Source organism: Litoribacter ruber, from assembly GCF_018500185.1.
GTDB lineage: Bacteria > Bacteroidota > Bacteroidia > Cytophagales > Cyclobacteriaceae > Litoribacter > Litoribacter ruber.
In genome coordinates this window covers 141150-160007 of sequence record NZ_JAHBGI010000007.1, presented here as the reverse complement: position 1 = coordinate 160007, position 18858 = coordinate 141150, and the positions used below count along the sequence as shown (strand labels likewise).

17 protein-coding genes are annotated in these 18858 nt (G+C 44.2%); 7 read left to right on the top strand and 10 right to left on the bottom strand.

The features are described from left to right. Window positions 1-61: 61 nt before the first annotated feature. Window positions 62-1108 carry a M42 family metallopeptidase gene (locus tag KIH41_RS11775; RefSeq protein WP_214162496.1) on the bottom strand — a complete coding sequence of 349 codons (1047 nt, stop codon included), beginning with the start codon at window positions 1106-1108 and terminating at the stop codon, window positions 62-64. A 140-nt stretch (window positions 1109-1248) separates the two neighbouring features. Between KIH41_RS11775 and KIH41_RS11770 the strand changes: the two genes are divergently transcribed. Genes KIH41_RS11770 through KIH41_RS11760 form a run of 3 tightly spaced genes read left to right on the top strand, consistent with a single transcriptional unit; the run spans window position 1249 to window position 3815 of the window. Next, window positions 1249-2004, top strand: a complete 756-nt coding sequence (locus KIH41_RS11770; protein ID WP_246535402.1) for a sulfite exporter TauE/SafE family protein — start codon at window positions 1249-1251, stop codon at window positions 2002-2004. 41 nt (window positions 2005-2045) lie between these two features. Further along, window positions 2046-3437, top strand: a complete 1392-nt coding sequence (locus KIH41_RS11765) for an ATP-grasp domain-containing protein (RefSeq protein WP_214162495.1) — start codon at window positions 2046-2048, stop codon at window positions 3435-3437. 18 nt (window positions 3438-3455) lie between these two features. Next, window positions 3456-3815, top strand: a complete 360-nt coding sequence (locus KIH41_RS11760; RefSeq protein WP_246535403.1) for a response regulator — start codon at window positions 3456-3458, stop codon at window positions 3813-3815. A gap of 42 nt (window positions 3816-3857) precedes the next feature. Here KIH41_RS11760 and KIH41_RS11755 read toward each other — a convergent pair whose 3' ends face one another. Continuing rightward, complete coding sequence (locus KIH41_RS11755) at window positions 3858-4403, bottom strand: hypothetical protein (RefSeq protein ID WP_214162494.1); 546 nt, start codon at window positions 4401-4403, stop codon at window positions 3858-3860. Window positions 4404-4427: 24 nt separating this feature from the next. Further along, window positions 4428-6311: an amidophosphoribosyltransferase gene (locus tag KIH41_RS11750; protein ID WP_213945750.1), complete on the bottom strand. Its 1884-nt coding sequence runs from the start codon at window positions 6309-6311 to the stop codon at window positions 4428-4430. Between the two features lie 291 nt (window positions 6312-6602). Here KIH41_RS11750 and KIH41_RS11745 point away from each other — a divergent pair, with 291 nt between their 5' ends. The 4 genes from KIH41_RS11745 to KIH41_RS11730 all read left to right on the top strand — a co-directional run bounded on the left by KIH41_RS11745 (window position 6603) and on the right by KIH41_RS11730 (window position 9801). Continuing rightward, window positions 6603-7325 carry a lysophospholipid acyltransferase family protein gene (locus tag KIH41_RS11745; RefSeq protein WP_214162493.1) on the top strand — a complete coding sequence of 241 codons (723 nt, stop codon included), beginning with the start codon at window positions 6603-6605 and terminating at the stop codon, window positions 7323-7325. A 320-nt stretch (window positions 7326-7645) separates the two neighbouring features. Then, entirely contained in the window at window positions 7646-7993 is a 348-nt protein-coding gene (locus KIH41_RS11740; RefSeq protein WP_213945752.1) for a hypothetical protein, read from the top strand. Window positions 7994-8016: 23 nt separating this feature from the next. Then, complete coding sequence (locus KIH41_RS11735; protein WP_213945753.1) at window positions 8017-8331, top strand: hypothetical protein; 315 nt, start codon at window positions 8017-8019, stop codon at window positions 8329-8331. A gap of 108 nt (window positions 8332-8439) precedes the next feature. Beyond that, complete coding sequence (locus KIH41_RS11730) at window positions 8440-9801, top strand: sigma-54-dependent transcriptional regulator (protein WP_213945754.1); 1362 nt, start codon at window positions 8440-8442, stop codon at window positions 9799-9801. On the opposite strand, the gene KIH41_RS11725 is transcribed toward KIH41_RS11730, so the two are convergent. The 7 genes from KIH41_RS11725 to KIH41_RS11695 form a co-directional block, all read right to left on the bottom strand. Next, window positions 9798-12353 carry an ATP-binding protein gene (locus tag KIH41_RS11725; protein WP_213945755.1) on the bottom strand — a complete coding sequence of 852 codons (2556 nt, stop codon included), beginning with the start codon at window positions 12351-12353 and terminating at the stop codon, window positions 9798-9800. The genes KIH41_RS11730 and KIH41_RS11725 overlap by 4 nt on opposite strands. Before the next feature lie 41 nt (window positions 12354-12394). Continuing rightward, window positions 12395-13030 (bottom strand): hypothetical protein, encoded by a 636-nt coding sequence (locus KIH41_RS11720; protein WP_213945756.1) that lies wholly within the window; start codon window positions 13028-13030, stop codon window positions 12395-12397. A 66-nt stretch (window positions 13031-13096) separates the two neighbouring features. Further along, complete coding sequence (locus KIH41_RS11715) at window positions 13097-14464, bottom strand: cystathionine beta-synthase (protein ID WP_213945757.1); 1368 nt, start codon at window positions 14462-14464, stop codon at window positions 13097-13099. A gap of 134 nt (window positions 14465-14598) precedes the next feature. After that, window positions 14599-15522 carry an aspartate carbamoyltransferase catalytic subunit gene (locus tag KIH41_RS11710; RefSeq protein ID WP_213945758.1) on the bottom strand — a complete coding sequence of 308 codons (924 nt, stop codon included), beginning with the start codon at window positions 15520-15522 and terminating at the stop codon, window positions 14599-14601. Between the two features lie 2 nt (window positions 15523-15524). Then, a complete protein-coding gene (gene pyrR, locus KIH41_RS11705; RefSeq protein WP_213945759.1) occupies window positions 15525-16073 on the bottom strand; it encodes a bifunctional pyr operon transcriptional regulator/uracil phosphoribosyltransferase PyrR in 549 nt (182 codons plus the stop codon). 183 nt (window positions 16074-16256) lie between these two features. Further along, on the bottom strand, window positions 16257-16958 hold the full coding sequence (locus tag KIH41_RS11700) for a gluconate 2-dehydrogenase subunit 3 family protein (RefSeq protein ID WP_213945760.1): 702 nt from the start codon (window positions 16956-16958) through the stop codon (window positions 16257-16259). A gap of 11 nt (window positions 16959-16969) precedes the next feature. Beyond that, window positions 16970-18709 (bottom strand): GMC oxidoreductase, encoded by a 1740-nt coding sequence (locus KIH41_RS11695; RefSeq protein ID WP_214162492.1) that lies wholly within the window; start codon window positions 18707-18709, stop codon window positions 16970-16972. Window positions 18710-18858 lie beyond the last annotated feature (149 nt).

Here is an 18858-nt window from a genome sequence, read left to right as displayed (position 1 = left end):
AAAGGCTGTCTCTTCCATACAGACAGCCCATTTAGTGCAAATATACTAGCTACCGCATAAATCAATGCGTCCAGTCGTATTGGTCCATATTTTCCAAGCAGGCATTCAACAAATCTATGCTGCCTTGTATATCTTTTTTGTGGGCCATTTCAATTACCTGGTGAAGATGTCGGGTCGGGATGGAGATAGCTCCGGCGATGGCGCCTTGCTTGCCCATTCGCTGCAGTCCTGCTGTGTCTGTCCCCCCTGCGGTCAAGATTTCCGGCTGCCAGGAGATGGCTTTTTCATCCGCTGTCTTTTTCATATAATCCACCATTCTATAATCGCAGATGGTCATGGCATCCATAATTTTGATGGCGGTACCCTTTCCTAGTTCCGTGATCTTCTCGTGTCCTTGGGCCCCAGGTACGTCATAAGCAATCGTAGTGTCCAGGGCAATTCCAAAATCTGGATTGATCTGGTGGGCGGCTACATTGGCACCCCGCAGTCCCACTTCCTCCTGTACTGTGAAAGTAGCATATAAATCAAACGGCATTTCCCCAACGGTACGGAGAGTTTCAAGCAGGATAAAGACTGCTACTCTATTATCAATAGACTTGCAGTTCACACAATCACCCATTTCGATAAGTTGCCTTTCCCTTGTGATGGGGTCGCCAACTTTGATTACTTTTTCAGCCTCCTCCTTGCTCATGCCCAGATCGATAAAATAATCGGTTAGCTTGGGGAGTTTGGCTCTCTCCTCTTGGCTCATTACATGGATTGGCTTGCTGCCCATCACCCCGATGATATCTTGCTTGCCGTGTATGATCACCCGCTGGGCGGTCAAGGTCTTCGGATCAAACCCTCCAAGGGGGTGAAACCGAACGAATCCCTGATCATCGATATGGGTAACTATAAAGCCTATCTCATCCATGTGGGCAGCCACCATCACTTTTTTGTTTTCCGGGTTATTATTGCCCCTCTTTATGGCGATGACGCTCCCCATATTGTCCACTTTGACCTCATCGGCTAAGTTTTCCAAAACTTCTAAAATGTAATTTCTTATCGGTGCCTCAAACCCCGGGGCTCCAGGCTTCTCACATACGTTTTTTAATAGTTCTATATTCATTTAAGCTAGTTTTTGGTAAAAAATGATGTAAAATTTTTTGTTAACTATTTACAATAATGACGCCCTTGTGGGGAAACTGGCATATATTTTTCAAGTGTATTTCAAAATCAAAGTTATCAAATTATTGTAGGCCATAATCAATGATTCAAATCATTTTAGTCCTTATTGGGGCTTTCATCATCTTCATCTTAAGCACCCTGAGCGGCGGGGGCGCCAGTCTTCTTTTGATGCCCCTGGTAGCCGTTGTGGTAGGAGTGAAAGCCGTGGCCCCAGTAATGACCATCAGCATCGGCATGAGCAGTACCTCCAAGGTTTTCTTTTTTTGGAGAGACATCGACTGGAAATTATTCATGTGGCTCTTCCCGTCCACCATCATCGGATCCATCATCGGGGCAAGAATGTTTGCAGAGCTTTCTTCTGACTACCTGCAAATATTAATCGGACTGCTTTTGGTCTCCACGGTGATGCAGTTCAAGAAAAAAGACAAGCCGAGCAAATTCCGCATCAAAGCATGGCATTTTGCACCCATGGGCTTGGGGGTTTCCTTTTTATCCGGCCTGATCGGAGGTGTGGGCCCCTTGATGAACTCCGCTTATCTGAGCTACGGGATTTCCAAAGAGTCCCTTTTAGGCACCCGTTCAGCAAATGCCATTCTACTCCACCTCACCAAGATAATTTCTTACGCTTACTTGGGGTATGTCAACGGCGAGGTACTCAAATACGGAATCATGATTGGTGTAGTATCCATGTCAGCCATTTATGTGGGGAAACTGATTTTGGGTAAAATGTCAGATGAATTGTTTCGTAAAATAGTGGTGGCCAGCATGGTAGTCAGTGGCGTATTGATGCTTTGGCAAAACAAAGAGTTTATCGCAGAGCTTATTTATAGAGCCTAATCCCAAAATATATTTTCTTAACGAATCAAATTTCCTTAAACATGAAGCTTTCCATATCTTCCAATGTCCATCTAGTTGAACCCGGCGATTTTGAACCGGCAGACCACTGGTATCCCCGGGCACTAAATTCCCAGATCCACCCCTTGGTGGCTGCATTTTTGAATCTGAACCATGAGCAGATGGCTGCCCGCTTCTGTAGGCTAAACCCAAGAGCAGACCATGAGACGGTCATGAAGCTATTGAAATACCAGCCAAAATATTTCAGGTGGTCCGGCACCGACCTGATGCACGTGACCAACAATCAAGGCCTGAGAAAACTTACCCTAATTGAAACAAACAGCTGCCCAAGCGGGCAGAAGTCCATGCCCTTACTCGATTTCAGTTTTGAGCATGGCGGTTACAGAAGGCTCATTGAAAAGACTTTCAAGCCGATGGTGGAAAAACATCCGGAGGAAGGTGCCTTGGCGGTCATCTATGACAAAAACCCGATGGAAAACGTGGGCTACGCCGCCACTATTGCGGAAGTTTTTGGACAAAACGTTTACTTGGCCCAATACAAACTGGGTGATAAAGACGCCCCTGTAGAGTTTCGGGATGGAAAAATGTTTGTCAGAGGGGAAAAGGAAGAATGGGTGGAGATTAAGGCTGCCTTTAGGTATGTCACCCAGGAGCCTTGGACCAGAATCCCCAAGCATTCCAAAACACTTCTGCTCAACCCCATTGAGGCTTGCCTCGCAGGTGGCCGCAACAAAGAAGTGGCCAGTGAGGCCTATGACCGTTTCAACGAAGAGTTTGAATCAAAAGGTATCAGCATATTTACTCCCAAAACCTATAGAAATGTGCCTTACGGGGAGCTTCAATCCTATTTTGAAAAAATGGGAGGAAGCATGGTAATCAAAGTCCCTGATTCCAATGCAGGTCAAGGCGTATACACCGTGGTGAACCAAAAAGAAATGGATTTTGCACTTGCTGAACTGGCCCATGATCCGGATGAGGTTTTCATCATTCAGGAATTGATCCATAGTAATTACACTGAAGGTAAAGACCCGGCAGACACCTGGTACCACTTGGGCACTATTCCGGACAGTAAGGGAAGAAGTTTTGCTTTCGACCTGAGAATGATGATGCATGCCACGGAGGACGGAATGAGGCCTCTGGCGATCTACAGCCGAAAATCAGGCTTTCCCCTGAACCAGCCCCTACCAGAAGACATGAATTCATGGGAAGTATATGGCACCAACCTATCCATCAAAGGCGATGATGGCTGGACATACGCAGACGAGCGCCTGATTCTATTTGATGTGAGAAACTTTGCACTTTTGGGCCTTGGAATAGATGAACTCATCCGAGGATTTATACAGAGTATTATGGCTGTATATGCCATTGATCAAAATGCTATCCATACATTTGATAAGGAAGCCAGTATTGTTTAATTTAACCGATCAATTAACATGAACATGATAAAAAATATATTAATTGTTGAGGACGACGTGGTGTTCTGCAAACTCCTGACGAGGTTTTTGACGAAAAATAGCTACACAACCAAGGATGCCCAATCTGCTAAGCAGGCATTTGAACTTTTGAAAGAACAAACATTTGACCTGGCTATATTGGATTATAGGCTTCCGGATGACAACGGCTTGAGCATTCTAGAGAGCATTAAAGAAGGAGATAAAGTAAGCAAGGTAATCTTGATCACCCGGTATGGAGACCAAGAAGTGGCCAACAAGGCAATCGACTTGGGGGCTGATGCTTATGTAAGCAAACCGATAAACCCGGATGAATTGCTAAATGTAATTCAAAATTTATAAAACTTATAAAAAGAAAGAGCGGCCAATTGCCGCTCTTTCTTTTTATAATCCACTTTCGATGCCCATATCGATGTCAAAGTCTACCTGAACAGATCTTTCACCGTCTACGGAAAGGATATAGCTGAAAATTTTCGCATCTCTATTAATCACCATGGACCAAGTCGCGTTTTTTGATCTCGGCAGCATTTCGCCTGTTTCTTCATCTGCTGGAAAATGAACCTCCCAAGCATTGCTCTCATCAGAAGCTACCCCACCATAATTGGTTAAGTCATCCGGCGTACCATCTTCATGTCGGTGATCATGCTTTAGCTGCAAACCTTCTTCCATGAGCGTTAAAACCCAGGTTCTGGACCGATCCGTGCCTACTATAAAAGGAATCTTAACGGTATCCTCTGTACATGCGGCCACGGTCATGGAAAGTGGATTGCTGGAAAAGGGCTCACGGCCTTCCTCAGGATACACCAGCTTTCCTTCAAAGGTTTTGCCGCACAAGGGCTGCAGGTTTTCCAAAAACATCAACACTTCGCCTTGGGCAAAAGCCCCTGAGGAGATCAAAAACAATAAAAATACGCTTGCGATTCTTTTCATAACAAAATACTTAAAGGTTAAAATTTAGTAAGCTCTCACCACTTTTCCTTCCATGAAGTTGGCAAAGGACTTATTCACTACTCTCATGCCACCTTCAGTTGGGAAATCACCGGTAAAGTACCAGTCGCCCAAATGCTCAGGGCAGGCCTTATTCAGGTTTTCAACAGTTTGGTAGATCACTTTCACCTCCGCGTTGATGGATGGTGAAGTGATAATCTCGCCGATTTTGTCCGAAACCTGCTCATCCGTAAACGGTGCATAAACCTCCTTCACAAAGTTGTGGGGGGAATTCGGCTCGGCTACACATTTTTCGTAAACCTGATCCAGGATGTGGGATTTACCATGATCCCTCAATAGCTCTAAGGTGGCCCTAAATGCGATGAACTCCCGCATTTTGGACATGTCTATACCGTAACAATCCGGGAAGCGGATCTGGGGCGCGGAGGAGACAATGATGATCCTTTTGGGCTGTAGTCTATCTAGCGTCGTCAAAATGCTCTTCTCCAAGGTAGTTCCTCTCACAATAGAGTCATCGATTACCACAATAGTATCAATTCCTGAGCGGATTACTCCATAAGTGGTGTCATATACATTGGAAACCATCTCATCCCGGTCGCTATCGTTGGTAATGAAAGTCCGCAACTTCACATCCTTACTTACCAGCTTTTCCACCCTAGGACGGAAGTGCAACAGGTCTTCGATATCTCCCAGGTGCGGTTTTCCTTCCAAAAGCACTTCCCTCCTCTTGGCACTCAAATAATCTTCCAGTCCCTCGATCATACCCAAAAAGGCTGTTTCGGCGGTGTTTGGAATATAGCTAAAAACCGTGTTCTTCAAATCAAAATCAATGGCTTTGAGTATCTGGGGGATAAGGAGTTTCCCAAGGTTTTTCCGCTCAGAGTAAATATCCGGATCAGTTCCTCTAGAGAAATAAATGCGTTCAAATGAACAGGAGGTTTTCTTTCGGGGCGGGGTAATTTCATATTCACCGTAAGAACCATCTTTGTTTATGATCAAAGCATGGCCAGGCTGGATCTCTTTTATTTCTTTATAATCAATGTTGAAAGCTGTTTTTATCGCAGGCTTTTCGGAAGCGATTACCACAATCTCATCATCTGCATAATAATAGGCAGGTCTAATGCCCGATGGATCGCGAACCACGAAGCTGGCACCGTTCCCGATGATTCCGGCCATGGCATATCCCCCGTCAAAATCCCTGCAGGATCTTCGAAGGATCCGAGCTACATCTAACTCTCGCTCGATTACTCCGGTGATTTCCTGGTTGGTGTAATCCTTCTTATACTTATCAAAGATCCTTTGGTTTTCCTCGTCCACAAAGTGGCCGATTTTTTCCATTACAGTGACTGTATCAGTCTTTTCTTTGGGGTGCTGACCCAGCTCCACCAATTTGCTGAAAAGCTCCTCCACATTGGTCATGTTGAAGTTGCCTGCCATTACCAGGTTACGGCTTCTCCAGTTGTTTTGCCTAAGGAAAGGGTGGCAGGTCTCGATGCTGTTTTCACCATGGGTGCCGTAGCGCAGGTGGCCCAGCCAAACTTCCCCGCTGAAAGCAACATTGTTTTTAAGCCAATCCCCGTCTTTGGCCACGTGGTCGCCATTGGCTTTGTATGCTTTTTTGAATTTTTTGGAAATCTTTCCGAAAATCTCATTCACTGCCTGGGGCTGTATGGAGCGGTAACGGCTGATATAGCGTGTTCCCGGAGCAGTGTCAATTTTAATATTGGCAAGCCCGGCACCATCTTGTCCACGGTTGATCTGCTTTTGCATCAACACATAGAGCCGGTTGGCGGCATACATGGGTGAGCCGTATTTATCAATGTAATATTGGAGAGGTTTGCGAAGCCTTAGCATGGCTATCCCGCATTCGTGTTTGATCTGGTCACTCATTAGGTGTAGCTAGATTTTATACAAGAAGTTGCAAATGTAAATGATTTTGCCGTAAACCTGATACCGATCAGGCGATATGGTAACTTATATTTGTCGATTATAATTCAACTATGTCGCTCATTTAAGAATTTTAACTAGCCGTGAGGGGCAAACCGGGTGTGGGGAGAGAATTTTGGGCGAAATTTATATTTTTGCAAAAAAGAAACCCTTGAACTCACGCGTCCAAGGGCTATTTGCAAGCAAAGAGTGAAATTTAATTAATAACCCAAAAATACCAAATATTAGACCAAAATGAAAATACTCAAAACGATTTACACCATTTACGCCTTGTTGCTGTTTTGGATTTTCATGATAATTTTCGCCCCGTTCATTTTCATCCCGCTCTTACTCTCAAGCAAATGGGGCTATGTGACCTTTTTTTTCATCCGCTGTTGGGCCAAGGTGTGGTCTTTCTCTATTGGCGTAAAATTCAACATTCACGGGCTGGAACATATTGAAGAAGGCAAGCCCTATATTTACATTTTCAACCACACTTCCTACCTCGACGCACCGGCCATTCCGATGGCCATACCGCAGGAAATCCGCGCATTGGGCAAAAAAGAGCTTTCCAAGATCCCCTTGTTTGGATTTATGATCAGCAAAATCGCCGTATGGGTAGACAGGCAAAGCCCCGAATCAAGAAAAGAAAGCATCATAAGGTTGAGAAAGGTGCTACACTCAGGAGTGAGCGTGGTGGTAGCTCCGGAGGGGACCCGAAACCCAAGCGATTCGCTGATGCCTTTTCAAAATGGGGCTTTTCGGCTCTCGGTGGAAACTGGCGTCCCAATCATGCCGATGGCCATCATTGGAGCTGGGAAACTAATGGGACGGGATTCCCTTTTGATGAGCCCGGGCACCATAGATGTGTATTTCTCCAAGCCTATTGTCCCAATCGGGAACCATGAGGGGGAAATTGCACATTTAAAAGAGAAATCTTATAATAGGCTCGAAGCGATGATTTTAACCCACGAATAATCTGTACCTAGTATTTTCCCCAACCTGTAGAAGGCATACCCATTTTTTTATCATTAAGTTCTGAATTTTTCTTAAAAACGGCATATTTTTTTCTGGCACAATTGGTGAACAATATAACGAAACGGCTAAAAAGTATGAAAAAGCTAATCGTTATATTATTTATGGCTATTGGTTTCGTCTTTATGATTCTCCTGACCTATTTAAAATTTGAGAATTTCGAACACAATAACTTTCAAAATCAAGATTCGGATAGTGCTCTATATACATTAAAGCAAACTATGGAATATGAATAGATAGCGACCCTTAAACCAACACCGATTATGAAAAAACTGTTTTATGTACCCATTATTTGGCTTATAGCCTTAGGTTCCTGTCAGGGGAATATATCTAACCCTGATTTTGTAAAAGCAGGTTTCGGTGCGGATTCGGATTCAGTCAAGCAGGTGGACTCGAACGATATGTATGAGGACAAGCTATTAATTCAGTTGCCCGCCTCCATTGTTGATAAAATTGAAAACGACAGGCGGTTGCGCTATATGGAATTGAACAACATTATAAAATACAAGGTTCAGGATACCCAGGTTTATGACCTGACCTTCATCAGCTATGGAGGCAACAGGACCAAATCAGTGAAATTCGACCAAAAAGGAAATAAAATTTATCATTAACCACTTATTATAATACCATAACTATGAAAAAAGGATTGTTAGTACTCGCCCTTTGTGGATTTGCCTTTGTCGGTGTACAGGCCCAAACCACAACACCTCCCACTGAGCCACAGACGGAGATCAATCAGGACAGGGTAAAGATCGCACCAGATGATCTTCCCCAGGCAGTTAGAAACTCCATTAGCGAAAAAGATGATGTGAGGGATCTAAGAATCACTGAAGCTTATCAAGTAACCAATATGGAGGGCGAACTTCATTATGAGGTACATTTTGATAAAGCAGGTGAGGCGGTGACTAAAAAATATGACGCCCAAGGCAACGAAGTAAGAGAAGACTAAACCAAATACTCACAATTTCTGTTTAAATTGGCATCGGTAGGAATACTGATGCCATTTTATTTTTACTAAATTCATGAAATAGTAAGAAGACCACCCGAATACGCACTTATGAAAAGAATCCTTTTGATAGAAGATGACCTCACCTATTCAAAAATCATTAAAAATTTTTTAGAGCGAAATCAATATGCTGTACAGTCCATTCAAAAAGTCTCCGAGGCACTGCATGCCATAGAGAAAAACACCCCCCATCTGATCATTACCGATTATCGGTTACCAGATGGTACGGGAATGGAGATTTTGGAAAAAATCATTGACTCACAGTTGGCCGTTCCGGTGATCTTGATTACCAATTATTCTGATATACGCACGGCGGTGAAAACCATGAAAATGGGAGCTTTCGAGTACATTACCAAGCCCGTGAATCCAGATGAGCTATTGGCTACTGTCAAGGAAGCCTTTAAGCAGAAAAACAAAAAGAAAGCCCCTACCGAAGCCCCCTCCTCCCCTAAAACCCAATTGGCCCATGGCGACCATTATGTAGCCGGCACAACGGAAGCCTCCAGAAAACTCGAAGAGTACATAGACTTGGTGGCCCCTACTGATATGAGCGTGATTGTGCTCGGGGAAAGTGGGACGGGAAAGGAATACATTTCGAAAAGAATCCACCAAAAATCCAGTAGAAAAGACGGCCCATTTGTAGCTATCGACTGCGGTGCTCTTTCAAAGGAATTGGCGGCCAGTGAACTCTTTGGACACATGAAGGGGGCTTTTACGGGCGCTTTTGACCACAAAGTTGGAAACTTTGAAAGTGCCAAAGGAGGAACGATCTTCTTGGACGAAATCGGGAACCTGAGCTATGATGTTCAGATCAAGCTGTTGAGAGCTATACAAGAAAGAAAAATCCGAAAAGTAGGCGGCAACAGTGATATTGACATTGATGTAAGGATCATTGTGGCTACCAATGAAGATTTGATAGAGGCTTCCAGACGCGGCGAATTCAGGGAAGATTTGTACCACCGACTCAATGAATTCAGCATTCAGGCGATTCCTTTGAGGGACCGTGGCGAGGAGCTTTTTGATTTTGCCAACAATTTTCTGGAAGAAAGCAATAACTATTTAAACAAATCAGTAACCGGCTTTTCAAGTGAGGTAAAAGAAATATTTAAAACTTACAGTTGGCCGGGTAATTTGAGAGAGCTCAAGAATATCGTAAAAAGAGCGGTTTTATTGACTGGAAAAGGATTGGTGGAAAAGGAGGTATTGCCGATTCAGCTTTTGTTGCCTGAAAACTCAACCCAAGAAACGGGAGCTGCCAAAGATCTGAAAAGCAGTTTTGAGGAAAAAGAAAAGAGTTTGATTATCCAAACCCTTGAAGAGGTAAAGTTCAACAAGTCCAAAGCCGCCAAAATCCTCAATATGGACCGAAAAACGCTCTACAACAAAATTGAAAAGTACAATATCTCTTCCTAACCAGCGGAAGAGATATTTTCTTTTTTCTGGATTTCCTCAAGCACCACATGGGTCCGCTCGACTAGCCCTTTTACCATCGCACGCACTTCCGAAGTATCATCCTGCTTTACATTTATCTCAATATTCTTGGCCAGCTCAGCAGTGTCAATCCTTAATTGGCCAAGCCTGCTAGAAAGTTTGTGGGCAATTTCCATCACTGCTTGATAATCCTCCTTATCTGCCAACTGTTGAATATCCCTCAGGTTGCTCACAGTTTCTTCATAAAACTCCTGCACTACTTCCTGCAGCAGCTCTTCATCGCCCATACAGAATTTCTCCAAGTCGCTCAAAGAGTACTTGCTATTTGAATGATCGTTGTTTGATATTTTTTCCTCCATTTTCGTTGGCTCTAAGTTAAGATATGAAGCAATGGTTTCCACCAGTTTGTTCTCTTTAAACGGCTTAAGCAAAATACCGTCAAATCCATGATTGCTAAGCTTATCCCTTTCGTCGGCAAATACATTGGCTGTCACGGCCAGGATCGGTAATTGGTCGTAATGATAATTTTCCTTCAGCAAGTTTAGTACCTGATAGCCACTCACCTCCGGCATTTGGATATCCAGCAAGGCAATATCAAAAGGTTCCTTCTGGAAATTATCCCGAAAATCCACTCCACCCAGATAGCTGGAAACCTTGGCGCCATTGCTTTCCAAAAGTAGTTTGGCAAACTTTATCCCAATGGGATCATCATCGACAAGCAGTACCCGGACGCCTTCGATTGAGTAAGTGAGCTGCGCATTCAGATCCCGACTGTCTTCTATAGCATCAGTCAAAGGCACGGGGAGTTCTACATAAAATGCCGTTCCGCTTCCCAGTTCACTTTCGAAAGTAATTTCTCCCTCCTGCAGGTCCACCATCTTTTTCACTATGGAAAGCCCAAGGCCAGTACCGCCAAATTTCCTTGTAATGGAACTGTCGCCCTGGTTGAATTCTGTGAATATGTTCTCCCTCACCTCTTTGGTCATCCCCATTCCGCTGTCAATGACCGCAAGCCTCAAATTGCCCGCATCATAGCTCACATCGACCTTGATTATGCCTTTATCGGTGAATTTATAAGCGTTGCTGATCAGATTGTTCATGATCTGGTTGATCCGAAGTTCATCGCCTACCAGCCATTTATCTTGGGGCAAATCCACATCCCACACAAACTCTAAACCCTTTTCCTTGATTTTTAGCTCGAAGAAGTCCTTGATATTGCGGAATAGCAGATGGGGATTAAATGGCTCCGGGTGGAAAGTGATTTTGCCTGCCTCAAGCTTGGAAAGATCCAAAATGTCATTAACAATGGAAGAAAGCGTCTGCGAGGCAAAGCCAACCATCTTGACATAACTCTGCTGATCATCGTCCAAAGGAGTTTTCTTCAAGGCCTCGTTGTATCCCTGGATGGCATGAAGAGGATTCCGTATTTCATGGCTCATGTTGGCGAGGAAATACTGTTTGGCTTTCGCCAAATTATCAGACCGCTTTTTCGCCTCTTCCAGCCGCAGCCTGTAATCCTGCGCCTTGTTGATTTCCGAAAGAATACTATATATAAAGGCTGTGGAACCGATCACGCCTATGACGATAAGAATTATCAACAAAATCGAAACCTTAAAAGTCAATTCGTAGGCATCATCGTTTTGGGACCTTGCCTCTGCCAACACTTCCTGCTGTAGAGTGGAGATTACCGTCTGTATATCGGCAATAATAATCTTATTTTTCTCCACCAAATCAAATTCCAGGGCAGCAAGCTGTGACCTGAGCCGCTGCTCTTCGGTATTAATATCAAGGATGGTGCTTCTTACGGCATAAAGGATGGAATCGGACTGGGACTGGTTTAGTCTCGCACGGGTAGTATCCCCCCTGGCCGGGTTGATATTTAGAGTAGAAAGCAATTGTCTCAGATTTGCGCGTTCTTCCGAAGAGAGTAATTCATTGATCCCAGCAGTGGTATCCCTTCGGATTCTTCTTGGGGGTAAGGTGTCCCCCTCCGGCCTCCGGGTGGTATCCGGAAGCGCTCTTCGGGTGGTAGGTTGGTTAAGCTTTATCCGGCCAATGGTTTGCAACCTGTTCAATTCCTCTTGCCGGCGGATCTTGGTTTCAATGTTCTTGAGAGCCTCAGAGCTGAAATTCCTGTTAATCAGGTTGAACTTGACCTCATCCAGGCCATTATGGACTAGTAAGAGCTCATTGACATTGTAACTGATTTTCTTGAGCTGGTCGATTTCGGTGCTATCCGAGGCATACTCTTGAAGCTGTAGCAGCCTTTCTTCTATTTTTTGCAGATAATTGCTCCCATTTTGGGTATCCTGATCCACACGGCCCTGTGCCCTGTCAAGCTGGTAAATATCAGCCAGCAGGCCATTCAGGTGCCTTAATCTTTCACTTGGTTCTGCTAGGGCCTCCACGGTATCCAGCAGCTTTCGGACAGAAAAATAGGTTACCATGCTGACACCCACGATCAGTACCAGTGCCAAAACAAATCCGGCAATTACCCTTGCCCTAGTTTTATAGGAATTGTGTGAAGTATCCAAGTCGCTCGTTTAGAGTTTATATCCCAATATTTATACCAGTGCTACTCCTCTTCCTCATATGCGCCTTCTGTTACGGTTTCAAATACATTATATATAACAAAGGCACTGACGGGAAGCGAGACCAGCAAGCCCAGCAGGGCAGGCAGAGCAGCTAGTATATTCAAAACCAACAACAACAAAAACAGTATAAAAAATTTCCCCCATCGCTTATGAACTACTTTTCGGCTCAATTCCAAAGACTGCCAAAAATCCGTTCCTGCAAAAATGGCAAACAGGAAGGAGAACATATACCCCACCATTAGATACACCCCAGGCACGATCAAAGCCATAATGCCTAATGCCACCAAAACCTGCCCAACCAGATTGATCAGGATAAGGACAATGTAATATTGGAATCCTTTGAAAAAATCCGGGTAAACAATAGCGTCTCCTTGGCTGATCTTGTTGGCGACTAAGAAAAACCCGCCAACCAGGGCCGGAAACAGGAATATGCTGTACACGAGCGTCAGCTCTGGCACATATGTGGCCACCAAAAGCTGCACAGAAAGGATCAGCATGCTATAGGCAACACAATTGATCGCATTTTGAGAAAACATCTCAAAAGCTTTCTCAAATGCAGCCCTTATATCAAAATCGTACCCTCTTTCCAAGAGTTTCTCTATGTTCTTCTTTTCCATATATCGAAAATGACAAATGCACAGAAAACTTTCCTGTGCATTTGAATATCATAAGTTTAATTAAAATTATTTGGTAGCTGCCTCCAAAATATCATGCTTGGTGATGATATGGATTTGGTCTAGGTGGTCTCTCACCAAAACTGCCTTTTCCTTTTCAACTAAAGATGATAATACATCCAACGTGCTGTCCAATGCAACAAACTTCATCGCATTTTCCATCACATCAGAAACCTGGGCATCTTTCAATTGCGGATTTTCTATCAGTTTATTAAGCAATTTGCTGTCTGTGAGACTTCCCACCACATTTCCATCTTCCACAACTGGAATCTGGGATACACCTTTTTGGTTCATCAAATGAATGGCGGAGCGAACACTATCACTTTTCTGGGCTACTGCAAGCTCGAAGGAGCCGTTTCTTCCACCTATGATGTCTCTGGCGGTCGAATAGCTCTTGTCCTCCAAGAAACCATGGTTACGCATCCAGTCGTCATTGTAAACTTTACCTAAATATCGGGTACCATGATCTGGAAGGATAATTACCATTCTGTCGCCTTCTTTGAGGTTTTCTTTGGCATATTCGAGAGCTCCATGAACGGCCGAGCCACAAGACCAGCCTACAAACAAACCTTCTTCTCTGGAAAGCCTTCTGGTCATCACGGCTGAATCCTTATCGGTAACTTTCACAAAGTGATCGATAACCGAAAAATCAACGTTTTTGGGAAGGATGTCTTCACCTATGCCTTCTGTAAGGTAAGGATAGACTTCTTTCTCATCAAAAATCCCGGTTTCTTTATATTTTTTGAATACCGACCCATACGTGTCGATTCCAACAGTTACAATATTAGGGTTTTGCTCTTTAAGGTATTTGGCGGTACCAGACATTGACCCTCCGGTACCTACACCGGCTGCATAATGGGTAATTTTGCCTTCTGTGTCGTTCCAGATTTCCGGCCCAGTAGTCTCATAATGAGCTTTCCAATTCGATAGGTTGTCATACTGGTTTGGGTAGAAAGAATTGGGGATATCCTCATTAAGCTTTTTGGCTACAGAATAATAAGATCTTGGATCTTCAGGAGCCACGTTAGTAGGGCAAACGATCACCTCTGCGCCAACAGCCTTAAGGATATCGATTTTCTCCTTAGATTGCTTATCGGCCATGGTAAAAATGCACTTATAGCCTTTGGCGATTGCCGCCAAAGCAAGTCCCATCCCGGTATTGCCGCTAGTTCCTTCGATTATAGTCCCTCCTGGCTTCAAAAGCCCCTCCTTTTCGGCATCCTCCACCATTTTGATGGCCATACGGTCCTTCATGGAGTTACCAGGGTTAAAGTATTCGACTTTCACCAAGATTTCACCCTTGATTCCGGCATTTACCTTATTAAGTCTGACCATGGGCGTATTGCCGATGGTTTCGATGATGGAATTGTAGATCATTATGTTCTATTTTACCTTATTTGCAATTTAAATATTTCGATAATTAAAAAATAATATTCCGTACAATCAATGATTTATCTTGATCTGCAGAATTTACAACAACGCTTATTCAAAACAAGTTTGCTTACTACAGCTTATTTTGCTCCTGCCAAAAGATACAGAACGGCCATTCTTACTGCCACGCCATTTTCCACTTGATGGAGGATGATGGAATGCTCGCTATCTGCCACATCCGAATTCAATTCCACCCCCCTGTTGATTGGTCCTGGGTGCATAATCACGATCTCCTTGTCAAGTCTGTCCAGCATTTTTCTGTTGATACCGTAGTAGAGGCTGTATTCGCGCAGGGATGGAAAATATTTAATCTGCTGCCGTTCAAGCTGGATTCTTAGCACGTTGGCCACATCACACCACTCGAGTGCTTTTTGCACATCATATTCAACTTTCACACCTAGACTGGCAATATGCTTGGGCAACAGGGTAATGGGTCCGCAAACCATCACTTCAGCCCCAAGTTTTTGGAGACAGAAAATATTGGAAAGCGCCACCCTTGAATGCAGGATATCGCCAATGATCGCCACTTTCTTTCCAGCCACATCACCTAATTTCTCCCTGATGGAATAAGCATCCAAAAGTGCTTGGGTAGGATGCTCATGGGTTCCGTCACCGGCATTTACTATGTTGGCCTTGATATTTCGGGAAAGAAAATGTGCCGCCCCCGGACTGCTGTGCCTCATCACCACCATGTCCACTTTCATGGAAAGGATGTTATTGACCGTATCGATAAGCGTTTCCCCTTTTTTGACACTGGAGTTGCTGGAGGAAAAATTGACTACATCGGCAGAAAGCCTCTTTTCCGCCAGCTCAAAAGACAGCTTGGTTCTGGTAGAGTTTTCAAAAAAGATATTGGCAATGGTGATGTCCCTGAGAGAAGGTACTTTTTTGATGGGTCTATTGATGACCTCTTTAAAGTTTTGAGCGGTGTCAAAGATGGTATGGATATCTTGCTCAGTGATATCCTTAATTCCTAACAGGTGTCTGGTACTCAGCTGTGACATGTTTAGCTTTTATCTTTTTCTGTGATCCATATGGCGTCCTGTTCAAACCCCTTATCCTTCCACTCCACGCTCACATGCTGGGTTTCCAGGGTATTGACCTGTCGTCCAAAATAATCGGGTTTGATGGGATAGTCTCGGGTGTATTTGCGGTCGATAAGGATCATTAGTTCAACTTTCTGAGGTCTGCCAAAGGCAATCATGGCATCCATGGCAGCTCTTACCGATCGTCCCTTGTAGAGCACGTCATCTACAAGAACTACTTTCTTTCCTTCTATTAAAAAATTGATTTTGGTCTCGTTAGCAGTGAGGGGCAGATCCCTCCTTCTGAAATCATCTCTATGAAAAGTGGCATCCAAGTAGCCAAATGGCACCTTCACCCCACTTATCTCTTCCAACAGGGCAACTAACTTATCCAAAACAATAGGACCACGGGGCTGGAGACCCAAAAAAACAGTATTCTTAAAATCATCGTGATTTTCAATCAGTTGATGGCAAAAACGCCTTAAAATGATTGCAATCTGATTATGGTCAAGGACAAGTCTTTTTTGCATAATTTCAATTTGGCTACAAATATATCCTGCTTTTTTTCAGGATACAAACCAGCCGTCAGGTTTGATGGCATTAAATAAAGTTTGCTGACTAAAGGGCATAAAAAAAGGCCTAAGTACAGCTTAAGCCATTTTTGTTCAATAAACCCAAAACTCAAGTATGCATCTTAAATATGCTGCTTATTTTTACCCTATCAGGTTCCCTTGGTCATCCCATTGGGCTACCACTCCCCGCTGATCGGGTTTTAGATATACATCTTCCAACCTGGGATCATATGCCACCCCATATTTTTCCAAAACATGCTCGGGCACTCCATCCCATACATTTGGCCGGTTGCCCACATACCCTAAGTCATCAAAACCCATTTTGGAGGTGAAATAGCCTGTGGAAGTCAAATCCCTCAAGATATTGAAAAACCGCACGCCATTTCCAACTTCCGGACCAGCCTTGTCAGGATAAGCTATTTCATCAATGATCGAAATTCGTTGATCATTGGAGAGATCCATAAATTCCTGATCAAACCTATCCAAGGCCCGATTGTCAAGCCAGCGCAGGCCTCCACGCATATGCGTTTGATAAGACGGGATGTCTTTGACCATAAACTCAATAAAATCCGGCACACCTGCATCCAGAGCACTTCCTGAATCTTCATCAGCAGGTATGATTACCTCCACCAGATAATTCAGCTTTTCCACTTCCTTCTCAGTAAAAAATGTCTCCGACAACAACTTCTTGTCAATAGCTATTTCCTCGGGACTTCTGCCGGCTGTGGAAAAACCCGACGGGGCCGGAACTTCTTCTACCGAACTCTCCTCCACGCTGCAGCCCGCCAGCAAAAAGCCCGAGGCCCCAGTAAAAAGTAATTTCAAATTTTCACGTCTGTTCATATCGATATTACTTAAATATTTTGCTTTTTCATTTGATCCACAATATAGTCGGAAGTTCTCCAGGCCAATGCAAGGATAGTCCAAGTCGGGTTTTTGTCCGCCTGAGAAACGAACGGCCCTCCATCCACTACAAACAGGTTTTTGCAATCATGAGACTGACAGTTGCTGTTTAAGACAGAATTCGACGGATCATTCCCCATTCGCGTGGTACCCACTTCATGGATTATTCGCCCAGGAGCATGCAGCCCGTATTCGTTTTCCTTACCCGGCTTGGTTCCTAGAAGCTTTCCGCCCATACCCGTAAGCAGCTCCTCAAAGGTATCATGCATATGCTTGGCTTGATTAAGCTCCTGATCGGTCCAGTTGTAATTGAACTTCAATACCGGAATACCATATTTATCTACCGTCAAAGGATCAATTTCGCAGTAGTTTTCATAACGCGGAATACTCTCCCCACGTCCTGACATCCCTACGGTGGTTCCAAAAAACCTCTTGATATCCTTTTTGAGACCTGCCCCATACCCACCATTCGGGCTAGGCGTACCAAACTCATCTTTGATGTGGCTTCTCAGGGTATCCATTCCGGTCCCGAAACCGTAGGATGGCATGCCCATCCCACCCCAAAACTCAATATGGTAACCTCTGGCAAAATCAAGCTTTTTATTGTCCAACCACCATGGCGTATACACATGCATCCCTCCGGTGCCGTCCTCATTATACCTGTCGCGATCGACCAAATCAGGGATTACTGCCATTCTATCGGCTCCTGTAGAATCATGCAGATATCGGCCCACCATTCCGCTATGATTTCCCAATCCGTCTGGATGGGTTTTGGATTTTGAGTTCAACATAATCCTAGCCGATTCACAAGCAGAGGCTCCTAGCACCACTACACGTGATTTCAGCTTATATTCCCTCATGTCCTCTTTGCTGACATAAGAAACTCCCGTGGCCTCACCCCTATCATTAGTAGTCACTTTTCTAACCATGGAGTTAGTATACAAGTCCACTTTTCCTTTCTGCATCGCAGGCTTTACCAAGCATGTTCCTGAGGAAAAATCCGCATATGCCTGGCACGCTCTGTTACATTGGTTACAAAAAAAGCACACCCCTCTTTCATTGTTGATCGGCCTGGTAAGGATTGAAAGCCTGGAAGGGATCACGGGGATATTGGCCTTATCGGCGCTCTTTTTAATCAAAAGTTCATGCAACCTTGGCTTTGGTGGAGGCAAGAAAAAGCCATCCGGCTCATTGTAAATCCCTTCTTTTGTACCAAATACTCCAATTAATTTATCAACCCTATCATAATAAGGCTTTAGATCATCATAACCAATCGGCCAGTCATGACCCAATCCGTCAATACTACTTCTTTTGAAATCGTTTGGCCCAAACCGCAAGGAAATCCTCCCCCAGTGATTGGTCCTTCCCCCCAGCATCCTTGACCTGAACCAATCAAAACGGGTCCCTGAACTTTTGGTATAGGGCTCGCCATCAATCAGCCAGCCGCCAATAGCCGCATCAAAGTCACCGAAGGGCCGGATAGTCCCGGCACCTCTCCTTGGAGACTCCCAAGGAAACCGCAACTGTGTTCGGTGCTCTTCCTTTGCAGGATCAAAATCACCTCCAGCTTCCACTACCGCGACCCTAAAGCCGGCTTCTGATAGTATTTTAGAGGCCATTCCGCCTCCCGCACCGGATCCCACTATAATTGCATCATACTCCTGGGATCCTTCCTTTATTTCAAAACTCATACTCTATAATTGTTTATTTTGGGCTGGTCAGACGATCGACCATCAGTTTCTAAATACTAAAACGTTTTATTTACAACAAATATGTTTAATCAATCAGGTAAATCAAACATAAATTCTAAAATTTTCTCAAAACCCATGATAATCGGTTT

Bases quoted from the DNA above. Each gene is read 5' to 3' on its own strand.
- KIH41_RS11770 (WP_246535402.1), top strand. From the start codon at position 1,249: ATGATTCAAATCATTTTAGTCCTTATTGGGGCTTTCATCATCTTCATC.
- KIH41_RS11710 (WP_213945758.1), bottom strand. From the start codon at position 15,522: ATGTCACAGCTGAGTACCAGACACCTGTTAGGAATTAAGGATATCACT.
- KIH41_RS11755 (WP_214162494.1), bottom strand. From the start codon at position 4,403: ATGAAAAGAATCGCAAGCGTATTTTTATTGTTTTTGATCTCCTCAGGG.
- KIH41_RS11720 (WP_213945756.1), bottom strand. From the start codon at position 13,030: ATGGAAAAGAAGAACATAGAGAAACTCTTGGAAAGAGGGTACGATTTT.
- KIH41_RS11740 (WP_213945752.1), top strand. From the start codon at position 7,646: ATGAAAAAACTGTTTTATGTACCCATTATTTGGCTTATAGCCTTAGGT.
- KIH41_RS11700 (WP_213945760.1), bottom strand. From the start codon at position 16,958: ATGAACAGACGTGAAAATTTGAAATTACTTTTTACTGGGGCCTCGGGC.
- KIH41_RS11775 (WP_214162496.1), bottom strand. From the start codon at position 1,108: ATGAATATAGAACTATTAAAAAACGTATGTGAGAAGCCTGGAGCCCCG.
- KIH41_RS11730 (WP_213945754.1), top strand. From the start codon at position 8,440: ATGAAAAGAATCCTTTTGATAGAAGATGACCTCACCTATTCAAAAATC.
- KIH41_RS11765 (WP_214162495.1), top strand. From the start codon at position 2,046: ATGAAGCTTTCCATATCTTCCAATGTCCATCTAGTTGAACCCGGCGAT.
- KIH41_RS11715 (WP_213945757.1), bottom strand. From the start codon at position 14,464: ATGATCTACAATTCCATCATCGAAACCATCGGCAATACGCCCATGGTC.
- KIH41_RS11745 (WP_214162493.1), top strand. From the start codon at position 6,603: ATGAAAATACTCAAAACGATTTACACCATTTACGCCTTGTTGCTGTTT.
- KIH41_RS11760 (WP_246535403.1), top strand. From the start codon at position 3,456: ATGAACATGATAAAAAATATATTAATTGTTGAGGACGACGTGGTGTTC.
- KIH41_RS11695 (WP_214162492.1), bottom strand. From the start codon at position 18,709: ATGAGTTTTGAAATAAAGGAAGGATCCCAGGAGTATGATGCAATTATA.
- pyrR (WP_213945759.1), bottom strand. From the start codon at position 16,073: ATGCAAAAAAGACTTGTCCTTGACCATAATCAGATTGCAATCATTTTA.
- KIH41_RS11735 (WP_213945753.1), top strand. From the start codon at position 8,017: ATGAAAAAAGGATTGTTAGTACTCGCCCTTTGTGGATTTGCCTTTGTC.
- KIH41_RS11750 (WP_213945750.1), bottom strand. From the start codon at position 6,311: ATGAGTGACCAGATCAAACACGAATGCGGGATAGCCATGCTAAGGCTT.